Origin of the sequence: Paraburkholderia kururiensis, from assembly GCF_034424375.1 — a bacterium.
Lineage (GTDB): Bacteria > Pseudomonadota > Gammaproteobacteria > Burkholderiales > Burkholderiaceae > Paraburkholderia > Paraburkholderia kururiensis_A.
The window spans coordinates 513,202-531,742 of the sequence record NZ_CP139965.1 but is presented as its reverse complement, the minus strand read 5'-3'; the positions used below and the strand labels follow the sequence as shown (position 1 = coordinate 531,742).

General features: G+C 67.3%; 17 protein-coding genes. 9 read left to right on the top strand and 8 right to left on the bottom strand.

Annotation, left to right across the window (positions count from 1 at the left end):
• Positions 1-35: 35 nt before the first annotated feature.
• The 5 genes from U0042_RS02445 to U0042_RS02425 all read right to left on the bottom strand — a co-directional run bounded on the left by U0042_RS02445 (position 36) and on the right by U0042_RS02425 (position 6,313).
• On the bottom strand, positions 36-860 hold the full coding sequence (locus U0042_RS02445; RefSeq protein WP_114809704.1) for a formylmethanofuran dehydrogenase subunit C: 825 nt from the start codon (positions 858-860) through the stop codon (positions 36-38).
• Positions 857-1,837, bottom strand: coding sequence for a formylmethanofuran--tetrahydromethanopterin N-formyltransferase (gene fhcD / locus U0042_RS02440; protein ID WP_114809703.1), 981 nt, complete (start codon positions 1,835-1,837; stop codon positions 857-859). The genes U0042_RS02445 and fhcD overlap by 4 nt, the downstream gene beginning before the upstream one ends.
• 101 nt (positions 1,838-1,938) lie before the next feature.
• Positions 1,939-3,690 carry a formylmethanofuran dehydrogenase subunit A gene (locus U0042_RS02435; protein ID WP_114809702.1) on the bottom strand — a complete coding sequence of 584 codons (1,752 nt, stop codon included), beginning with the start codon at positions 3,688-3,690 and terminating at the stop codon, positions 1,939-1,941.
• Positions 3,687-5,114, bottom strand: a complete 1,428-nt coding sequence (locus U0042_RS02430; RefSeq protein WP_114809701.1) for a formylmethanofuran dehydrogenase — start codon at positions 5,112-5,114, stop codon at positions 3,687-3,689. Before U0042_RS02430 ends, U0042_RS02435 begins: the two co-directional genes overlap by 4 nt.
• Positions 5,115-5,425: 311 nt before the next feature.
• Positions 5,426-6,313, bottom strand: coding sequence for a HisA/HisF-related TIM barrel protein (locus U0042_RS02425; RefSeq protein WP_114809700.1), 888 nt, complete (start codon positions 6,311-6,313; stop codon positions 5,426-5,428).
• A 14-nt stretch (positions 6,314-6,327) separates the two neighbouring features.
• Between U0042_RS02425 and U0042_RS02420 the strand changes: the two genes are divergently transcribed.
• The 3 genes from U0042_RS02420 to U0042_RS02410 all read left to right on the top strand — a co-directional run bounded on the left by U0042_RS02420 (position 6,328) and on the right by U0042_RS02410 (position 9,197).
• A complete protein-coding gene (locus U0042_RS02420; RefSeq protein WP_114809699.1) occupies positions 6,328-7,425 on the top strand; it encodes an ATP-grasp domain-containing protein in 1,098 nt (365 codons plus the stop codon).
• Positions 7,422-8,528: a hydantoinase/oxoprolinase family protein gene (locus U0042_RS02415; protein WP_114809698.1), complete on the top strand. Its 1,107-nt coding sequence runs from the start codon at positions 7,422-7,424 to the stop codon at positions 8,526-8,528. Before U0042_RS02420 ends, U0042_RS02415 begins: the two co-directional genes overlap by 4 nt.
• A gap of 78 nt (positions 8,529-8,606) precedes the next feature.
• Positions 8,607-9,197: an aspartate kinase gene (locus tag U0042_RS02410; RefSeq protein WP_114809697.1), complete on the top strand. Its 591-nt coding sequence runs from the start codon at positions 8,607-8,609 to the stop codon at positions 9,195-9,197.
• On the opposite strand, the gene U0042_RS02405 is transcribed toward U0042_RS02410, so the two are convergent.
• The 3 genes from U0042_RS02405 to pqqA all read right to left on the bottom strand — a co-directional run bounded on the left by U0042_RS02405 (position 9,160) and on the right by pqqA (position 10,727).
• On the bottom strand, positions 9,160-9,903 hold the full coding sequence (locus tag U0042_RS02405; RefSeq protein WP_114809696.1) for a (5-formylfuran-3-yl)methyl phosphate synthase: 744 nt from the start codon (positions 9,901-9,903) through the stop codon (positions 9,160-9,162). The genes U0042_RS02410 and U0042_RS02405 overlap by 38 nt on opposite strands.
• Positions 9,900-10,535, bottom strand: coding sequence for a DUF447 domain-containing protein (locus U0042_RS02400; RefSeq protein WP_114809695.1), 636 nt, complete (start codon positions 10,533-10,535; stop codon positions 9,900-9,902). Before U0042_RS02400 ends, U0042_RS02405 begins: the two co-directional genes overlap by 4 nt.
• A gap of 117 nt (positions 10,536-10,652) precedes the next feature.
• Positions 10,653-10,727: a pyrroloquinoline quinone precursor peptide PqqA gene (gene pqqA, locus U0042_RS02395; RefSeq protein ID WP_081601853.1), complete on the bottom strand. Its 75-nt coding sequence runs from the start codon at positions 10,725-10,727 to the stop codon at positions 10,653-10,655.
• A 456-nt stretch (positions 10,728-11,183) separates the two neighbouring features.
• On the opposite strand from pqqA, the gene U0042_RS02390 reads away from it, so the two are divergent.
• The 6 genes from U0042_RS02390 (at position 11,184) to tkt (ending at position 18,530) form a co-directional block, all read left to right on the top strand.
• The gene (locus U0042_RS02390) at positions 11,184-12,683 is read left to right on the top strand and encodes a form I ribulose bisphosphate carboxylase large subunit (protein ID WP_114809694.1); all 1,500 of its coding nucleotides are present in this window, start codon (positions 11,184-11,186) and stop codon (positions 12,681-12,683) included.
• Positions 12,684-12,762: 79 nt separating this feature from the next.
• Positions 12,763-13,191, top strand: a complete 429-nt coding sequence (locus U0042_RS02385; protein WP_114809693.1) for a ribulose bisphosphate carboxylase small subunit — start codon at positions 12,763-12,765, stop codon at positions 13,189-13,191.
• Positions 13,192-13,269: 78 nt separating this feature from the next.
• Complete coding sequence (cbbX, locus tag U0042_RS02380; protein ID WP_232833260.1) at positions 13,270-14,319, top strand: CbbX protein; 1,050 nt, start codon at positions 13,270-13,272, stop codon at positions 14,317-14,319.
• A 21-nt stretch (positions 14,320-14,340) separates the two neighbouring features.
• On the top strand, positions 14,341-15,435 hold the full coding sequence (locus U0042_RS02375) for a class 1 fructose-bisphosphatase (RefSeq protein WP_114809692.1): 1,095 nt from the start codon (positions 14,341-14,343) through the stop codon (positions 15,433-15,435).
• 128 nt (positions 15,436-15,563) lie between these two features.
• The gene (locus tag U0042_RS02370) at positions 15,564-16,436 is read left to right on the top strand and encodes a phosphoribulokinase (RefSeq protein ID WP_114809691.1); all 873 of its coding nucleotides are present in this window, start codon (positions 15,564-15,566) and stop codon (positions 16,434-16,436) included.
• A gap of 39 nt (positions 16,437-16,475) precedes the next feature.
• Positions 16,476-18,530 (top strand): transketolase, encoded by a 2,055-nt coding sequence (gene tkt, locus U0042_RS02365; RefSeq protein ID WP_114809690.1) that lies wholly within the window; start codon positions 16,476-16,478, stop codon positions 18,528-18,530.
• Positions 18,531-18,541 lie beyond the last annotated feature (11 nt).

The window sequence follows — 18,541 nt, the reverse complement described above, 5'->3', positions numbered from 1 at the left end:
GTTCTGCCGAACACTCTCCTTTACCGTGCGCGGCCTCAACGGGGAATCAGTATTTCTCCCCTGCCGTCCACGGCGAGGTCGCCGGTGTAGCGGGCCGGCAGACGTGCACCGCTCCACGCGGAAAACGGTGCCATTTCGCCTGCGAGGTTGCGTACGAGCAGCGACCAGAACACGCCGAAGCCGCGCCCGCCGCCTGTGAAAGTGGGCGGCAAACGCTGCGGTTCGCGTGCGAGCAGCAGCGTGCCGCGCCGCATACCGTACGCATAATGCGGGCCCAGGTCGCCCGCAATGCAGACGGTACCCGCCACGAGTCGCGACGCAGCACATTCGCCTGCGTTGCCGCCCACCAGCACGAGACCGCGCCGCATGCGGTCCGCGAGGCGCGCGCCCGCGTTGCCGTGAATGGCAAGCGTGCCGCCTGTCATGCCGTCCATGTCGCCCGGCAGCGCGCTGGCCGCAAAGTCGCCGGTGTTGCCGCTCACCACGAGCCGGCCGCCGCGCATCTCGCAGGCCGTGAAGTGGCCCGCATCGCCGCCGATGGTCATGACGCCGCCCGCCATGCCGTGGCCCGCGTAGTCGCCGGCCGCGCCCTGCACGACGAGCTGGCCGCTATTCATCGCGACGCCGAGCCGGTCGAGCCATGTGTCTGCGCCTTCGATCATCAGCGTGGGGCCGCCTGCATCGCTCTCACTGCGCGCCACATCGAACAGATCGCCCACGGCAAATGCCTCGTTGCTCGCATGCAGCACGATGCGTTCGATCTCGGCGAGCGGTTTGCCGTCGAGCAGTTCGGGCAGCAGCGGCGATGCGTCCACGCGAAAGCCGGGCGCCGTCTTCACGCGCAAGGTCGTGGTGCTCATGCGCGGCTCCCGTCCAGTCCCGCCGCAAGCGCGTGCAGATGGAAGTGATAGGGCCCGAGCTTGCCGCCGTAGTTGCCCGCCGAAATGCGCAGCACGCCCGCCGCGCGGCCGCGCGCGGTGGCGGCCACGATGCCCGTCGTCATCGCGGCGGCCACGTCGGCTTCAGTGAGTCCGTCGATCACGATTTCCAGCACGCAGCCCACTTCGTCCGTCAGTTCGCTGCGCGGCGAGAGGCCCACGAGCGTGGGGCAGAACGCGTCGTTGGTGGAGGCCGTGGCGCCGCGATACTTCGAGCCCACTTTCGACCCCGACCGCACCACGCCGCCCGGAAACGGCATCACCACGTTCGGCAGCTGGCACATGGCGGCCACGGCGGCTTCGGCGGCGGCGAGCGCCGCGTCGGTGTCCGTGGCGAGCAGCAGCAGATTGCCGCCGCCCACGGCCTTCACGGTGGGCGCCGTGTCTTCGCAGACGAACTCGCCATCCATCACCGGCACGCGCCAGTAACGCGTGGTGCCGATCATCTTCGAAATCTGCCAGCCGTCGCCGAAGAAACGCAGTGTGCTGCCCAGCGCCGCGTTATCCGACAGCGGCGCGCGGCTCGTGGCGCGATCGATGCCGCCGTACACCGCCGTGGTGGGGCACGTCAGCACGCATTGGCCCACGCGCCGCTCCACCTGCTTCGCCAATTCCTTCGACGACACCGCGAACAGCAGCACGCTCACGCCCGGCCGCCCATCGGGCGTTTCGTCGGGCGCGAGTTCGCGTTCGATACCGGCCTCGCAGCCGCAGCCGATCACCGAGGTCGCGAAGCCCGTCATCGAATGCGCCGCGTGGTGCGCCCACTGCGGCGTGTGCGCGGTCACGACGAGCCGCGTCGCCTTCATCGGGAAGGCTTCGGCAAACGTCCTGTCGATCAGCGTGCCGTTGATCGCGAGGGGCGCGGTGTCGGTCGTCGCGGGCTGTTCGTGCTCCATCTCTCGGCGTCGGATTGGTTGCTTGGTGGTTGCTTGATGGTTGCGCTTGCTGTGCGTTCAGCGCGGGTTCGCGCGATTCAACGCGTAGTTCAGCGCGCGGTTCAACGGTTCACCGCCTCCTCTGCGGAGAAGCATTCGACCGGCAACAGCTTGCCTCCGCGGCAGCACGCGCACGCTTCGTCGTTGCTGATGGCGGCGTGCGCGAAGTTCGTGGTGAGATTCGCGTTGCTCCACGCGCGCAGGGTCTTTTCGATGCCGCGGTCGTATTCGGGCGTCACGAAATGAATGCCGCCCGTGGGCACCGAAACGAGCGTGCCGTCGCGCGCTACGAGGTGGCCGTCCTTGAACACGTAGGCGGGCGACGTGAACATGCGTTCGCGGTCGTCCTGGTTGCGATAGACGGCGATGTCCGCCGCCGCGCCTTCGCCCAGATGTCCGCGGTCGCGCAGGCCCAGCAGCTTCGCGGGGCCCGCGCGCGTGATGATGGCGATCTCGTACAGCGAGAATTCGCGCTTCAGTTCGCGCAGCGTGCTGGCCACCTGTGCCTCGGGGTGCAGCTTCGCAAGCTGCTCGTCGCGAAACGACTTGTCCATCAGAAGTCGGATCAGATGCGGGTAGCTCGTGAACGGGCCCCCGTTCGGGTGGTCCGTGGTCATCGAAACGCGCCATGGGTCGTCCACGAGCAGGAAGATCTCGAGGCCGATGATCCATTGCAGCGCGTTCACGTAGCTCTGTTCGCGATAGCGGAACGGCACCACGCCGCAGCCAGCATCGCATTCGATGTCGCCTACTACCCACTTGTGCGGCCCCGCGAGCGGCGCGTTGCGGAACTGCATCATCGTGTCGCCGGAAGCCGTGACGGTCTGCCCGAAGATCACCTGGCCCACGTCGATGGTCACGTTGGGCCGCGCGTTCACGGCCTCGGCAATCTCGCGCGCGCCCGACGAAAATTTCTGCGGCCCTTCGGTGCCGTAGCTGTGGAACTGGATGTGCGTAAGGTGAATGGGCAGGCCGTCCGCGGCATCCATGGTCTTGATCGTGGAGGCGATATTGCCTGGCACGCCCAGGTTGCTCGCATGCACGTGCAGCGGATGCGGCACGCGCAATTCCGTGAGCGCGCGCGTGAGCGTGCGCAGCACGTCGCGTGGCGTGATGCCGTAGTGCACGTGCGTTTCGTCCACGTCGAGCGCGCGCTGGTTGAACTTGAACGCCGAAATGCCGCCGGGGTTTACCACCTTCACGCCGAGCGCCTTGCTCGCGTGCAGCGTCCAGCCCACGTAGTCGCGAATGCGTTCCGTGCCGGCGCCCGAGGCCAGCAGTTGCAGGAACAGCTCGTCGTTGCCGAGCATCACGTAGGCGCCGTGATCGATGATGGGCGTGTCGCCCATTTCCAGATGCGCGTGGCGCGCGTTCGAGGCCATCATGGCGGGCTCGAACGCCGCGGTGTAACCCATTTCGGCGTAGCGGTAGCCGGTGGCCAGCGTGCCCGGCGTGCAGACGCCGCACGAGGGCAGACGCAGATAGCGACCTTCGGCGTCGCGCGTCGATTCGCGCACGGCGCTGCCGTCGGCCTCGCAGGCGCGCGCGCGTTCGGCTTCGCGCGCGAGGTCGGCGCGATGGTCTTCGGGCAACAGGAGGCGCGAGATGTTGGTCTTGCCGCCGCCGATGTGCGAATGCAGGTCGATGCCGCCCGCCATCACGACCATGCCTTCGGCGTCGTACTCCACGTCGGCGGGCACATGCTCTGGCACGTTGACGATACGGCCGTCGCGAATGGCGATGTCGCGGCGCTGGCCGTTCACCCCGTTGATCGGGTCATAGACCGTGCCGCCTTTGAGTCGAATGAGGCTCATGAGGCTTCCCCGTCCGCGGGCGCGGTTTGGTGTATGGCCTGGGTCACGCCATGTTCGGCGGCAAGCTTCATGTGAAGTTGTGTGGCCACGGCATGCACCGAAGGCAGCGCAGCGCCCCGCGCGGCGGCGAGCGGAACGACCACGGAACTGTCGACGCGAAACAGATGCCCCGTGCCGTCGATGCCCGGCGTCGCGACGGGAATAAACACCGTGGCGGCACCGCGCGCTTTCGCCGCCTCCGCCAGCGCGGGATGACCGAGCACGACGGCAGGCACGCCGGCCGTGAGCGCCGAAGGCCAGCCGTGCGGGCCGAAGCTCGCCACCCACAGCAGCGCATCGGCTTCGTTCGCGGCCAGCAGCGTTTCCGTGCGATAGCGATACGGGTCGTAGTCGAGCGTGGCGCCGCCTGTTTGCGAAGCCGCTGCCGACACGCGTAGACGCAGCGGCAAACCCGAAAGCCACGTCACCGCCTGGTTCACGGTGAGCGCGCCGTCGTCGCCGCCCAGGGGCAGGCAACCCGCGCGCGTCGTGAGATTCGCGGCCTTCGCGATGCGGTTCAGCGCTTCGATCAGCAGCGCCGCGTGCGGATGGGGCAACGCCGCGGGCTCGTAGACGAACACGGTGTAGCGGGCCGCCGCGATGCGCGCCTGCAATGCGGCGAGTGCGTTGGCTGCGGCGCGGGCCTCGGCGGAAAGCGTCTCGGGACGACGGCCGTTCGCGAGCGCGGACCAGATGGCGAGCGTATCGAACGGGTCCGCGTTGGCGAGCAGCGTTTCGCTTTGCGTGTGCGTGAGGCCGGTCGCGGCAGGGTCCGGCGCGCAGCCTACGAATACGAGTTCGCGCGCCGTCGAGGTGCCGCCCAACGCGCGCGTGAAGAAGCGCGGATAGCGCTGCGAAGGCGTGCACGCGAAGAACACGATGAGGTCCGCGCGTGCGCGCACTTCGGAGAGCGTGGTGAAGAACGCGCCGCGGTCCTGGAACGCGAGCGTGGCGGGCGTGAGCGCGTCGCCGTGCAGATGGTCGAGCGTGGCGCCGCATTGGGCCGCGAGCGTATAGAGCGCGCGCGCGCCGGCTACGTCGGTGGCAAGCCCGCCGAAGAGCGGACGGCGCGCCGCGCCGAGCAACGTTGCCGCACGCGAGAGCGCGGCATCGAGCGACGCGTCCTGGCCGTCCACGATAGCCGGCGTGGTTGCATCGCTCGCGCCAAAAGTGGCGAGCGCCTGCGCGAGCCGCGGGCAGTCGTGACCGGACACGGCGAGCGTGCCGTCGCCCTGCGCGCTGACCGTGAGGTCGTCGCAGAGCAGCGGACAGAACGGACAGGTCCAGTCGTGCGTGTCGTGCACGTCGTGAACAAGGCGAGTGGGCGACGCGGCAGAGGGCGCACCCGCACCCGTCGACGACGATTCGTTGGGCGAAAGAGGCATGGCGCCGTTTTAGCAAGGTCCATGCCGAAATGTGTGCTTTCGAACTGAGCCTGGTGTGTGGGCCAGGCAACGCTGCGCAGCGTTGCGCATGAAATCGCGTGGACGTGCCTCGTCTTATGTGCGAGGCGCGTGCGATGCCAAGGCCGCGATGCGCCGCGAATGCGCGTTTTGCAGTGCGTCACGGCGGGCCTGTTCGCTCAAGTGTCGCTTGAGTGTTGCTGGATGGCGCGATGGCAAGCGCGAGCGTTCCAGCATCGAACAGGTTGTGTGTCGTTGCGGCACACAGTGTCACTGCAAGGGCACGCGCTGCCTCACCGGCTTGCCGTCTCCTTACAGCGCAACGCGTCTGTATGCGCGCCGTCGTCTGGCATGGAATTTGTGTGATCTGCCCGCGCGTCGGTGGCGGGCCGCACGCGGCCATCGTGAAGTGCCGAGGCGACCAGCCACGCAGTGGCGCCCGCCTGTTCGGCACGCGCGAGGTCTTGCGCATCGCGAATGCCGCCTGCGCCGATCACCGTGGTGTGTGCCGGCACGCTCGCGCGGATGCGTTCGAAGGTGGACAGGTCGGGCCCTTCGTAGCTGCCCACCTGGTCGAGCGTCATCGCGATCACGCGGTGCGGCCACCAGGTGAAGACCGTGTGTGCCGCGTGGGACGGGAATAAAGCGGACTGCGTAGCAGTTTGCGAGAGGGTTTGCGAGAGATGTTCCGCGCCGGCAGCGAGCAGCTCGCCGGCGCGATGATCGAGCGAGAGGATGGGCGAGTGCCCCGCGTCTTCGGCTTCGCGTAACGCGTGGAGGTCGCGCAGCGACTCCGAGCCGAACACGGGCACGAGCGTGGCGAGCGCCGCCGGGGCGGTAGCGGTCGCGTCGTTCGCGGCATCGGCGTGGCGGATCGCGGCGAAGACGGCCTGCATCGCGGTGTAGTTCGCGTAGCCCGCGTCGAGCCAGATCTCCGTGCCGGGCAACGCGCGGCGCAGGGCGGCAAGCGTTGCGACATGCGCGCCGTGCCCGAGGATGGCGCCGAGGTCGGCGACGTAGAGCGTCTGCGCGCCGCTTGCGGCAAGCAGCGCGCGAGCCACGGCAACGGGCTCGCTGGTGGCGGCGAGCGGCGACTCAATGGGCCGATAGGCGCTGCGTTCGCCGCGCACGGCACGCACGGCATGGCCGTCGAGCAGATCGAGAACCGGTATCACGAGCATAGGGGCGCATTCCTTTGACCAGCATCTTTGTCTACGAGTATCTCACCGGCGGCGGCATCGCCCCCGAGCTGGCCGGCGCAGGCAGTCTCGCCGATCTGAGCGCGCTGATCGTGGAAGGCCGCGTGATGCGCGACGCGCTCGTGGCGGACCTGCATGCGCTGGGCGGCGTCGACGTGACCTTCGCGAGTTCGCCGTTCGAGAACGCGGTGCCGGGGCACGCGCATTGTATGGCGCGCGCCGGCGAAACGATGACGGACTTCGTGGCCCGCGTGGCGCGCGACCACGACTACACCTGCGTGATCGCGCCCGAATGCGACGGGCTGCTGCTGGGGCTGCACGACGCCGTGAGCGCATCGGGCAGCGCGCGCTGGCTGGGCTGCACGCGCGACGCCATTGCGCTCGCCACCAGCAAGCGCGCCACCGCGGCGCGGCTTGCGGCACACGGTATTGCGGCGACGCCTGCGATCGAACCCGCCGAACCTGGACAGCCCGGCGAACCCGCGGACATGGCATCGGTCGATGCTGCCCAAGCACATCACGGCCGCTGGGTCGTGAAGCCCGACGACGGCGCGGGCGGGCTCGACACCTTCGTCTTCGACCGCTTCAGCGACGCCCGCGCCGAATACCTGGCGCGCCTCGCCGACGGTCGCAATCCCGTGCTGCAGTCGTGGGTGGAAGGCGAGCCGCTCAGTCTTTCGCTCGTGTGCGGCGAGCATGGCGTGGAACTTCTCAGCATCAACCGTCAGCGCATCGCGCTCAACGAACGCGGAGCCGAGGCGCACACGCCGCAGATCGTGGAATTCGACGGCGTGCAGGTGGACCGCATCGACCGCTCCGGCGAGCGCGGCCGGCAGCTTGCGGCGCTCGCCCGTCGTGTGGCGGAAGCGGTGCCGGGGCTGCGCGGTTTCGTCGGTATCGACGTGGTGTGGAACCCCGAGCGCGGGCCGGTCGTGGTCGAGATCAATTCGAGGCTCACGGTGGCCTATGCGAGCCTGAGCGACGCGCTCAATCGCAACGTGGCCGCCGACCTGCTCGCGGCGCACGGCGTGCCGGTGAAGCGCGGCGCCGCGCGGCAGCCGTCGCACGTGCAACCGTGCGGAGTGCAGCCTTGAGCGCCGTGCGCGAAACGGCGTCGGCGCTGCCTGGGGCCGTATTCGGCTGGGACGTGGGCGGCGCGCACGTGAAGGTCTGCGCCGTGGACGCCACGGGCGCCGTGCTCGACGTCGCGCAATGGGCCTGCCCGCTCTGGCAGGGCCTGGATCATCTCGAACACACCATCGGCCTCGTGCTCGAACGCTGGCCCGAGGCGGCCCAGCCTGCCGCACGCCATGCCGTGACGATGACGGGCGAGATGGTGGATCTCTTTCACGACCGCGCCGAAGGCGTACGCGAGATTGCCGGCACGCTGGCGCGCCGGCTGGGGCGCAACGTGCGCTTCTACGCGAACGACGCCGGGTGGTTCACCGAAGCGCAGTGCGCGGCGGGCTGGCGCAGCGTGGCCTCGGCGAACTGGCTGGCCACCGCGCGCTGGGTGGCCACGCGCGTGCCCGACGCGGTGCTCGTCGATATCGGCAGCACGACGACGGACATCGTGCCCATCGCGGGCGGCAACGTGGCGGCGCGGGCCACCACGGACGCGGGCCGGCTCGCGACCGGCGAACTCGTCTATCAGGGGGTGGTGCGCACGCCGCTGTGCGGCGTGGCGCATCGCATCGAATTCGGCGATGCGTGCGTGAACGTGATGAACGAATGGTTCGCGACCACCGCGGACGTCTATCGCGTGACGGGCGAACTCGAACCGCTCTACGACCTGCATCCGAGCGCGGACCACGGCCCCAAGACGGTGGCCGCGAGCGAGGCGCGGCTTGCGCGCATGATCGGCCGCGACGCGCACGAGGCGTCGCACGAAGCGTGGCGCCGCTTCGCCTTGCAGTGGCGCGCGCTTCAGCTGCGCGAAATCGGCGCGAATCTGGCGCGTGTGGTGGTGTTAAAGCCGGGCCTCGCGAAAGCGCCGCTCGTGGGCGCGGGTTGCGGCCGCTTTCTCGTGGCGGCGCTCGCGCGCGACGAGGCGCGCTCCTACGTCGATTTCGGCACGCTCGCGGGCGTGCCCGGGCATTGCGCAGACTGGGCCGCCACCTGTGCGCCGAGCGTGGCGGTGGCGTTGCTGGCCTCGCAGGATACGGAGCAACGCGAGCGCCTGCGCGGCGCCGCATGAGCCACGGCGACAGCCCCATGCCGGGACAGAGAAAAGCAGCAGTCAGATGAAACGAACGCGAATGCGAGGACAACCGTCATGTGGGTGGTCAAGATCGGGGGCAGCCTGAGTCACGAGCCGACGCTGCGCACGTGGCTCACCGAACTGTGCGAACTGGGCGGCGGGCGAGTGGTGATCGTGCCCGGCGGCGGCGATTTCGCGGACAAGGTCCGCCAATACCAGGGGGAGTGGCATTTCGACGACCTCGCCGCGCACAACATGTGTCTGCTCGCCATGACGCAGTACGCCATCCTCATGCAGGGCGTGCTGCCCGAACTGGTGCTCGCGTCGAGCGAGGCGAAGATCCGCCGCGCGCTGCGCGACGGGCACGTTGCCGTGTGGGTGCCCACGGCGCTCATGCGCGACACGCCGGACGCCATGAGCAACTGGGACACCACGTCGGACAGCCTTGCCGCGTGGCTCTCCACCATGCTGAACGCAGAGCGGCTGATCGTGGTGAAGTCGTGCCCGATAGGCGACGGCGAGCCGCTCGAAACGCTTGCTTCGAGCGGCGTGGTGGACCGTCGTTTTCTGGACTACGTGAACGAGGCCAACTACGTGGTCGAGCTTTTCAACAAGGACAACGCCGCGCTCATGCGCGAACGTCTGCTGAATGTGCCGGTGAGTTGAGCGGGCGAACCATCTCGGCGGGGCGATGCAGCGCACTTGCCCATTGCGCGACGCGCTGCGGGTCGAGACGCGAGCGCCGCCCGTCGGCGCACAGCGCGGTGCGAAAGCCCGCCACGTCCGGCGCGAGTTCGCGAATCTGCGCCAGCTGCCCCCAGCCCAGCGCGCCCGCAATGCCGCACAACGCACCGCGCGAACGCGCAAGCCGCAGCCAGCGCGCGAGCGTGCCCGTGTCCACGTGATCGAACAGCGTGAGGCCGTCTTTGCCGGCGGTGTCGAACATCAAGCCGGTGAAGCCGAGCGTGGCCGCGTGCTCCACCAGTTCGTTATCCACACCTTCCACGCCGCCGTCGCAGAGCAGCACGGGCACCACCGTGGCCGGCAGCGATGCGAGTTCGTCGAGGCAACGGCGTGCGGCCGGCCCGGGTGCGATACCCACCTTCACGTAATCCACGCCCGCGTCGGCCACGTCGATGACGCGCGCGGCGATTTCATCGAGCGCCTCAGGTGGCACGTCGCCTATCGTCGCGCTGATGGGCTTCACGGGATACTGCGCGCGCAGCCGGCTCGCAATGCGCGCGATGGCGCCGGCGGGCAGGCCGCCCAGCGCGCCCTCGTTCGGCTCCTTGAGGTCGATCAGTTCCGCGCCGGCGCGGGCGGCTTCCAGCGCCTCGTCTTCCGAGCGGACGCTCGCGAGCAATGCGGTCATTGCAGTTCTCCGTGATGCGGGTGGGGATCGAGTTCGCCCGCGGGTTCGGGGGTCTTGCCGCCGGGCTCGCGTCCCGCATGGGCGCGGTGCCGGGCGACGGCCGCCGTGAGCCAGGCCCAGGCGGCGCGTTCGGTATCGCCGGCGGTCTTGTCGATGGCGATCTGCAGGTACGCCATTTCGCGGTCCACCTTGTCGGCGGGCAGCATGGCAAGTCGGCTCACCAGAATCGCGCCTTCCACCACGGCGGCCTGCGCGCGGTTGAAGCCTTCGAACGGCGCGTGTTCCTCGCGGTGCACGCAGCGCATGCGCAGCACGGGGCGCGTGGCGTCGTCGCTCATGTCCTCGAGTTCGAGCTCGGCGTGCGAGAGCGAATCCGCCAGACGCACGCTGTTCACGCGGCTTGCGGCAACGGTGGGCCAGTCGGTGGCGAAGCGCGTGACGCAACCGGCGAAGACGCGAACGTCGGTGGTGAAGTTCACGACCGCCGCGCGTGTGGCGACGATGTTATCGAGTGTGGCGGAGGGCCGGAACGGGGCGAGGATCACGAAGCCGCCCTCGTAGCGAATGCCCATGGGCGCAACGTGAGGCCGGCCGTCGGGCGCCGCCGTGGTGACGATCGTTTCGAAAATCATGTGGGAACGTATGTCCAGGCGGAGCCTGCGCCGGCGGCGGCACGATTCAAAAAATAGAAAGCCCGCGAAAAGGGCCGCACAAGGGCCGGAAAGACCCGTCAGGCGGCCCGTGCGGGCTTATCGCGTAGCGATATACATCGTGATTTCAAAGCCTAGACGCATATCGGCGTAGCTTGGGGTGGTCCATTGCATCCTTGTATCCCTCCATGTGAATGAATCAGGGAAATCACCATGTGCCGGCGCAATGCCGAACACCACGGCGTGCGGCGTCATGCAAGCTCCGTGCCGGAGATCCTGACAGTACGCCTGCGCTGCCATTGCCCGGTGCGGTACGTGGGCGATATGCAGTTCGCGGCACCTGCCGGTGTAAGACACCAGAAGAGCGAGCCAGACCATAACGTTATAGCCCATTTACGGCGGTGTGCCGGAAACGCAGCAAAGTGCTCCATCCGTTTTTGCCGCGCATTTTTACGCTGTCGCGCGGCGTTCGATTCGCATCACAAAACACCGTTCGGCAATGCGAGATCAATAAGGGATCGTTTAACCCTGGCGAATTAAATCGTGAATTTTCAATGCGGGCGCGGTTGCCTACAGTGCGTCCCATGCGCTTCGTTTTTTCCGGAACGCTTCGCCAACCAGGGATACGCCATGAACGACTTCAGTCAAGCAGCGATCGACTCCGCACGTGAAACACGCAACCCGCGCAATCCGCGCGAACGTTACGCCGCGGGCGTCATGAAATACCGCGAGATGGGTTACTGGCAACCCGACTACACGCCGAAAGATACGGACGTGATCGCGCTCTTTCGCATCACGCCGCAGCCCGGCGTGGACCCGGAAGAAGCCGCGGCGGCCGTGGCCGGCGAATCGTCCACGGCCACGTGGACCGTGGTATGGACCGACCGCCTCACGGCGTGCGACATGTACCGCGCGAAAGCGTTTCGCGTGGAGCCGGTGCCTGTTTCGCGCGCCGACGAACCGCAGTACTTCGCGTACATCGCCTACGAACTCGACCTGTTCGAAGAGGGCTCCATTGCGAACCTCACGGCGTCGATCATCGGCAACGTGTTCGGCTTCAAGCCGCTGAAGGCGCTGCGCCTGGAAGACATGCGCATTCCGGTGGCGTATCTGAAGACGTTCCAGGGCCCGGCCACCGGCATCGTGGTGGAGCGCGAACGGCTCGACAAATATGGGCGCCCGCTGCTGGGCGCCACGGTGAAGCCGAAGCTGGGTCTCTCGGGCAAGAACTATGGCCGCGTGGTGTACGAAGGTCTGAAGGGCGGGCTCGACTTCCTCAAGGACGACGAGAACATCAACTCGCAGGCGTTCATGCACTGGCGCGACCGCTTCCTCTTTGCGATGGAAGCTGTGAACCGCGCGCAGGCCGAAACGGGCGAGGTGAAGGGCCATTACCTCAACGTGACGGCGGGCACGATGGAAGAGATGTACGAGCGCGCCGAGTTCGCGAAGGAGTTGGGCTCGTGCATCGTGATGATCGACCTCGTGATCGGCTGGACCGCGATTCAGTCCATGGCGCGCTGGGCGCGCAAGAACGACATGATCCTGCACCTGCACCGCGCGGGGCACAGCACCTACACGCGCCAGCGCAATCACGGCATCTCGTTTCGCGTCATTGCGAAGTGGGTGCGCATGGCGGGCGTGGACCACGTTCACGCGGGCACCGCCGTGGGCAAGCTGGAAGGCGATCCGCTTTCGGTGCAGGGCTATTACAACGTGTGCCGCGAAGCGCACAACGAGGTCGATCTGTCACGCGGCCTGTTCTTCGATCAACCGTGGGCGGGTTTGCGCAAGGTGATGCCGGTGGCCTCGGGCGGCATTCACGCGGGGCAGATGCATCAATTGATCGACCTGTTCGGCGACGACGTGGTGCTGCAATTCGGCGGCGGCACCATCGGCCACCCCGCGGGCATTCAGGCGGGCGCCACGGCGAACCGCGTGGCGCTGGAAGCCATGGTGAAGGCGCGCAACGAGGGCCGCGACATCCTCAACGAAGGGCCCGACATTCTGGAGGCCGCTGCGCGCTCGTGCACGCCGCTCAAGCAGGCGCTGGATACGTGGCGCGACGTGACGTTCAACTACGCGTCCACGGACACGCCCGACTTCGCCGCCACGCCCACGGCTGCCTGAGCCAGGTCCGCGACGTCAGCCACGTCCGCAACCTGACGCGGTTCTTGCTTCATCACTTCATCTGCACACGAGGTTCGCCATGCGCATCACACAAGGGACGTTTTCTTTTCTGCCCGAACTGACCGACGAAGAGATCAGCGCACAGATCAACTATGCGCTGGGCCAGGGCTGGGCGTGCTCGGTCGAATACACGGACGACCCGCATCCGCGCAATACCTACTGGGACATGTGGGGCCTGCCCATGTTCGACCTGCGCGACGCGGCCGGCGTAATGCAGGAAGTGAAGGCGTGCCGCGCCACGTTCCCGCGGCACTACATCAAGGTGAATGCGTTCGATTCGGTGCGCGGTTTCGAGACCATGCGGCTCTCGTTCATCGTGAACCGGCCGCCGCACGAGCCGGGTTTCCGCCTCACACGCCAGGAGGCACACGGTCGCGTGCAGCGCTACGTCATGGCGAGTTATGCGGGCGAGCGTCCCGAGGGCGAACGCTATGGCGCGCAGGAGTGACGTAGCGGTTTGCGTTCGCTCCGAATGCATCGGCAACACGACGTACCGCTGAACCATGAACCTCTCAGGGAGACGGCAATGACGGTGGAGGCACCCATCGAGCAGCGCGCGCCGGGCCGCAGTGTATCTGCGGCGGGCCGGCACGACGGCGAACCGCAGACCGCGCCTTGCGAAGCGACGCATGCGGCAGGCGGCGCTGACTCCGCACACGTGGACCTCGCCGCGCTCTATCGCGATTCCGGTATCGGCGACGTGCTGGCCGAACTGGATCGCGATCTGGTCGGCCTCGTGCCCGTGAAGACGCGCATTCGCGAAGTGGCGGCGCACCTGCTCGTGGAGCGCGCGCGCGATGCGCTCGGCCTTGCGGGCTCGCCGCCCACGCTGCACATGTGCTTCTCCGGCAACCCCGGCACCGGCAAGACCACGGTTGCCATGCGCATGGCCGAGGTGCTGCACCGGCTCGGCTACATTCGCCGCAACCATCTGGTGTCCGTGACGCGCGACGACCTGGTGGGTCAATACATCGGCCACACCGCCCCGAAAACGCGCGAGGTGCTCAAGCGCGCGATGGGCGGCGTGCTGTTCATCGATGAAGCGTATTACCTGTATCGCCCCGAAAACGAGCGCGACTACGGGCAGGAGGCCATCGAAATCCTGCTGCAGACCATGGAGAACCAGCGCGACGACCTCGTCGTGATTCTGGCGGGCTACGCCTCGCGCATGGAGATTTTCTTCGAGAGCAACCCGGGCTTTCGCTCGCGCATTGCACACCACATCACGTTTCCGGATTACGACGAGGCCGAGCTGCTCGACATAGCGGACCGCATGCTCGCCACCATGCATTACCGGTTCGACGCGGATTCGCGTGAGGCCTTCGCCGACTATCTCGCCATTCGCACACGCCAGCCGGGCTTTGCGAACGCGCGCTCCGTGCGCAATGCGCTGGACCGCGCGCGCCTGCGCCAGGCCAACCGTCTTTTTGCCGCTGCCATGCAAACCGATGCGCCTCTCGATGCTTCCGCGCTCACGCTGATTGCCGCCGCCGACGTGCGCGCGAGCCGCGTGTTCAGCGAGCCGATGGCAGGCGCCGCTCACGGTGAAGGCCATGCCGGCGCGCCCCCAGGTTAACGACACCATCAGGAGAGCGCCATGCTCGACGGACGAACCACCCTCTCGAAGTTTCTGATCGATACGCTGGACCGCGAGCCGTGCCCGGCCCAGGCGGCCGGGCTCTCTGCCTTGCTGATCGACGTGGCCGCCGCCATCAAGGCCATTTCGGCGGTACTCACGCGCGGCGCGCTGGGCGGCCAGCACGGTTCCGCGCAAAGCGTGAACACGCACGGCGAGGAGCAGAAGAAGCTCGACGTCGTCACCAACGAAATCTTCGTGCAGCAATGCGAGTGGGACGGTCTGCTCGCCGCGATGGTCTCCGAGGAAATGGAGGAGGTCTACGCCATTCCGAAGGTGTACCCGCGCGGCGAGTATCTGTTGGCGTTCGATCCGCTCGACGGCTCGTCGAACATCGACATCAACGGCGTGGTGGGTTCCATCTTCTCCGTGCTGCGCAATACCGGCGAGCCGCAGGCGCAGGTGGGCGAGAGCGCATTCCTGCGGCCCGGCCGCGAGCAGGTGGCGGCGGGCTACGCCATCTATGGACCCTCCACCATGCTCGTGCTTTCCGTGGGCACCGGCACGCATGGGTTCACGCTGGAGCGCGACGTGGGCAACTTCGTGCTCACGCATTCGAACATCAGGATTCCGGAGGAAACCGAAGAGTTCGCCATCAACGTTTCCAACGAACGCTTCTGGGAGCCGCCCGTGCGCCGCTACGTGCAGGAGTGCAAGGACGGCCGCACGGGCTGCCGCCAACGCGACTTCAACATGCGCTGGATCGCGTCGATGGTGGCGGAGGTGCATCGCATCCTGATGCGCGGCGGCGTGTTCATGTACCCGCGCGATTCGAAGACCTCGGCCATGGAAGGGCGTCTGCGTCTGCTCTACGAAGCCAACCCCATGAGCTTTCTCGTGGAGCAGGCGGGCGGCCACGCCATTACGGGCCGCGAGCGCATTCTCGACGTGCAGCCGCGCCGGCTGCATGAACGCGTGCCGGTGATCCTGGGATCGAAGCAGGAAGTGGAGCGCATTGGCCGCTATCACGGCGAATACGACCGCGGCGAGGACAAGCCTTTCACGTCCCCGCTCTTCGGCACGCGCTCGCTGTTCCTGCCGGATTTCACGGCTTGAGCCTGTCTTGAGCGCGAACTGAGGCGCCGTTGTCGCGACTCGCCGCCGCATCGCCTGGGCGATGACGCAGCGCTGTGCGAGCGCGCTATCCGCCGAATCGAACAACATTGCTATCCGGAGACAGTCCCATGTCGGTCAAACATCCCATCATCGCGGTGACGGGCTCCAGCGGAGCGGGCACCACGACCGTGATGAAGAGCTTCGCCCACATCTTCAGACGCGAGCACATCAAGGCGCAGATCGTGGAGGGCGACGCCTTCCACCGTTACGACCGCAACGGCATGCGCGAGGCCATGAAGCAGCGCGAGCACGAAGGCGTGCTCAACTTCAGCCACTTCGGGCCGGAGGCGAATCTGCTCGAAGAACTTGAATCGCTGTTCGTGAGCTACGGCGAGAACGGCACGGGCAAGCTGCGCCACTACGTGCACGACGAAGGCGAAGCGCGCGTCTACCAGCAGGACGCCGGCACCTTCACGCCGTGGGAAGACGTGGAAGCCGATACGGACCTCATGTTCTACGAAGGGCTGCACGGTGCCGCCGTGACGGACAAGGTCGACATAGGACGCCATGCGGACCTGCTGGTGGGCGTCGTGCCCATCATCAACCTGGAGTGGATCCAGAAGCTGCATCGCGACCAGAACATGCGCGGCTATTCGCACGAAGCCGTGGTGGACACCATCCTGCGCCGCATGCCCGATTACGTGAACTACATCTGCCCGCAGTTCTCGCGCACGCATGTGAATTTTCAGCGCGTGCCCACGGTGGATACGTCGAACCCCTTTATCGCAAGGGAGATTCCGCAGCCCGACGAGAGCTTCGTGGTGATCCGCTTCGCGCGGCCGAAGGGCATCGACTTTCCGTATCTGCTCACCATGCTGCACGACTCGTTCATGTCGCGCCCGAACGTGATCGTGGTGCCGGGCGGAAAGATGGGCCTCGCCATGCAGCTCATCTTCACACCGATGATTCTCCAACTGCTGGACCGGCGCGCGCGTGCTTGAGCGTGCCCGCAAGCATGCAAAAACTCAGGGAGAACTCCGATGAGTGCTGTTGCAGAACCCGTTGCTGCCGCCGCGCAGCAACAGATGGCCGACGCGCTGCGCTTTCTCGCCATCGACGGCGTAGAGGCCGCGAAGTCGGGCCACCCCGGCATGCCGCTCGGCATGGCCGAGATTGCCGTCGCGTTGTGGGACCGGCATCTCAAGCACAATCCGCACAACCCGGCGTGGCCGGACCGCGACCGCTTCGTGCTCTCGAACGGGCACGGGTCCATGCTGCTTTACGCGCTGCTGCATCTGACGGGCTATGACTTGCCTGTCGATGAATTGAAGCGCTTTCGTCAGTTGCATGCGAAGACGCCGGGGCACCCTGAAGTGGGCGTGACGCCCGGCGTGGAGACTACGACCGGGCCGCTCGGCCAGGGTCTCGCCAACGCCGTGGGTATGGCGCTGGCCGAAGCACTGCTCGCGCGCGAATTCAACCGGCCGGGGCATGCCATTGTCGATCACCGCACCTACGTGTTCGTGGGCGACGGCTGTTTGATGGAGGGCATCTCGCACGAGGCGGCGTCGCTCGCGGGCACGCTGCGGCTCGACAAGCTCGTCGTGCTCTACGACGACAACGGCATTTCCATCGACGGTCACGTCGTGCAATGGTTCGCCGACGACACGCCCGCGCGGTTTGCCGCCTATGGCTGGCACGTGGTGCGCGACGTGGACGGGCACGACATCGACGCCGTGGACGACGCGCTGAACGAAGCGAAAAAGGCAGGACGTCCCACGCTGATCTGCTGCAAGACGCTGATTGGCAAGGGCTCGCCTTCGAAGGCCGGCACGCACGACGTGCACGGTGCGCCGCTGGGTGCGGAAGAAGTAGCGGCCACGCGCCGCGCGCTCGGCTGGCCGCATGCGCCGTTCGAAGTACCCGACGACTTGCGCGCGCGCTGGAACGCACGCATGCGCGGCGAGGCGGCGGAGGCCGAGTGGCGTCGCCGTTTCGAGTCGTACCGCCAGCATTATCCGAACGAGGCCGCCGAATTCGAGCGCCGCATGCGGGGCGAGCTGCCGGCGCAATGGCGCGATGCGGTACGCGCGATGCTGCGCGACACGGACAGCGCGGCGCAGACGGTCGCCACGCGCAAGGCATCGCAGCAGACCATCGCCATGCTCGCGCGCGTGCTGCCTGAACTGCTGGGCGGCTCGGCCGACCTGACGGGCTCGAACCTCACGGACTGGAAGGGCGCCGTCGATGTGCGCATCGAAGCGAACGGGCCCTCGGCGGAGTTGAAAGGCGGCAACTACATCCACTACGGCGTGCGCGAGTTCGGCATGAGCGCGGTGATGAACGGTATCGCGCTGCATCGCGGCTACCTGCCGTTCGGCGGCACGTTCCTCACGTTCTCCGACTACGCGCGCAACGCATTGCGAATGGCCGCGTTGATGAAGACACGCACCGTCTTCGTCTTCACGCACGATTCGGTCGGCCTGGGCGAAGACGGGCCCACGCATCAACCGGTGGAACATGCGGCGAGCCTGCGTCTGATTCCGGGCCTCGACGTCTGGCGGCCCTGCGATACGGTGGAAACCGCGCAGGCGTGGGCCAGCGCCGTCGAGCGAGAGGGGCCGTCGTGTCTGCTGCTGAGCCGCCAGAACGTGCCGTTCGTGTCGCGCAGCGCGCAGCAGATCGAAGCCATTGCACGCGGCGGCTATGTGCTGCGCGACTGGTCTTTGCCGTCCACGGCACAACGCGTCGTGCTGATTGCTACGGGTTCCGAAGTAACGCTCGCACTGGACGCCGCCGCACAACTGACCGACGCGGGCGTCGCGGTGCGCGTGGTCTCGATGCCCTCCACCACGGTGTTCGATCGCGAGCCGGCTGCCTGGCGCGATGCCGTGCTGCCGCCCGGCGTGCCGCGCGTAGCCGTGGAAGCCGGCGTGCGTGCGTTCTGGCGGCAATACGTGGGCCTCGACGGCGGCGTGGTGGGCATCGACTCGTTCGGCGAATCCGCACCGGCTGCTGCGCTGTTCGCGCACTTCAACCTCACCGCGCAGGCCGTGGCCGACGAAGCCCGCCGCGTGGTGCACGTCGCGCGATGATCCGCTTCCCC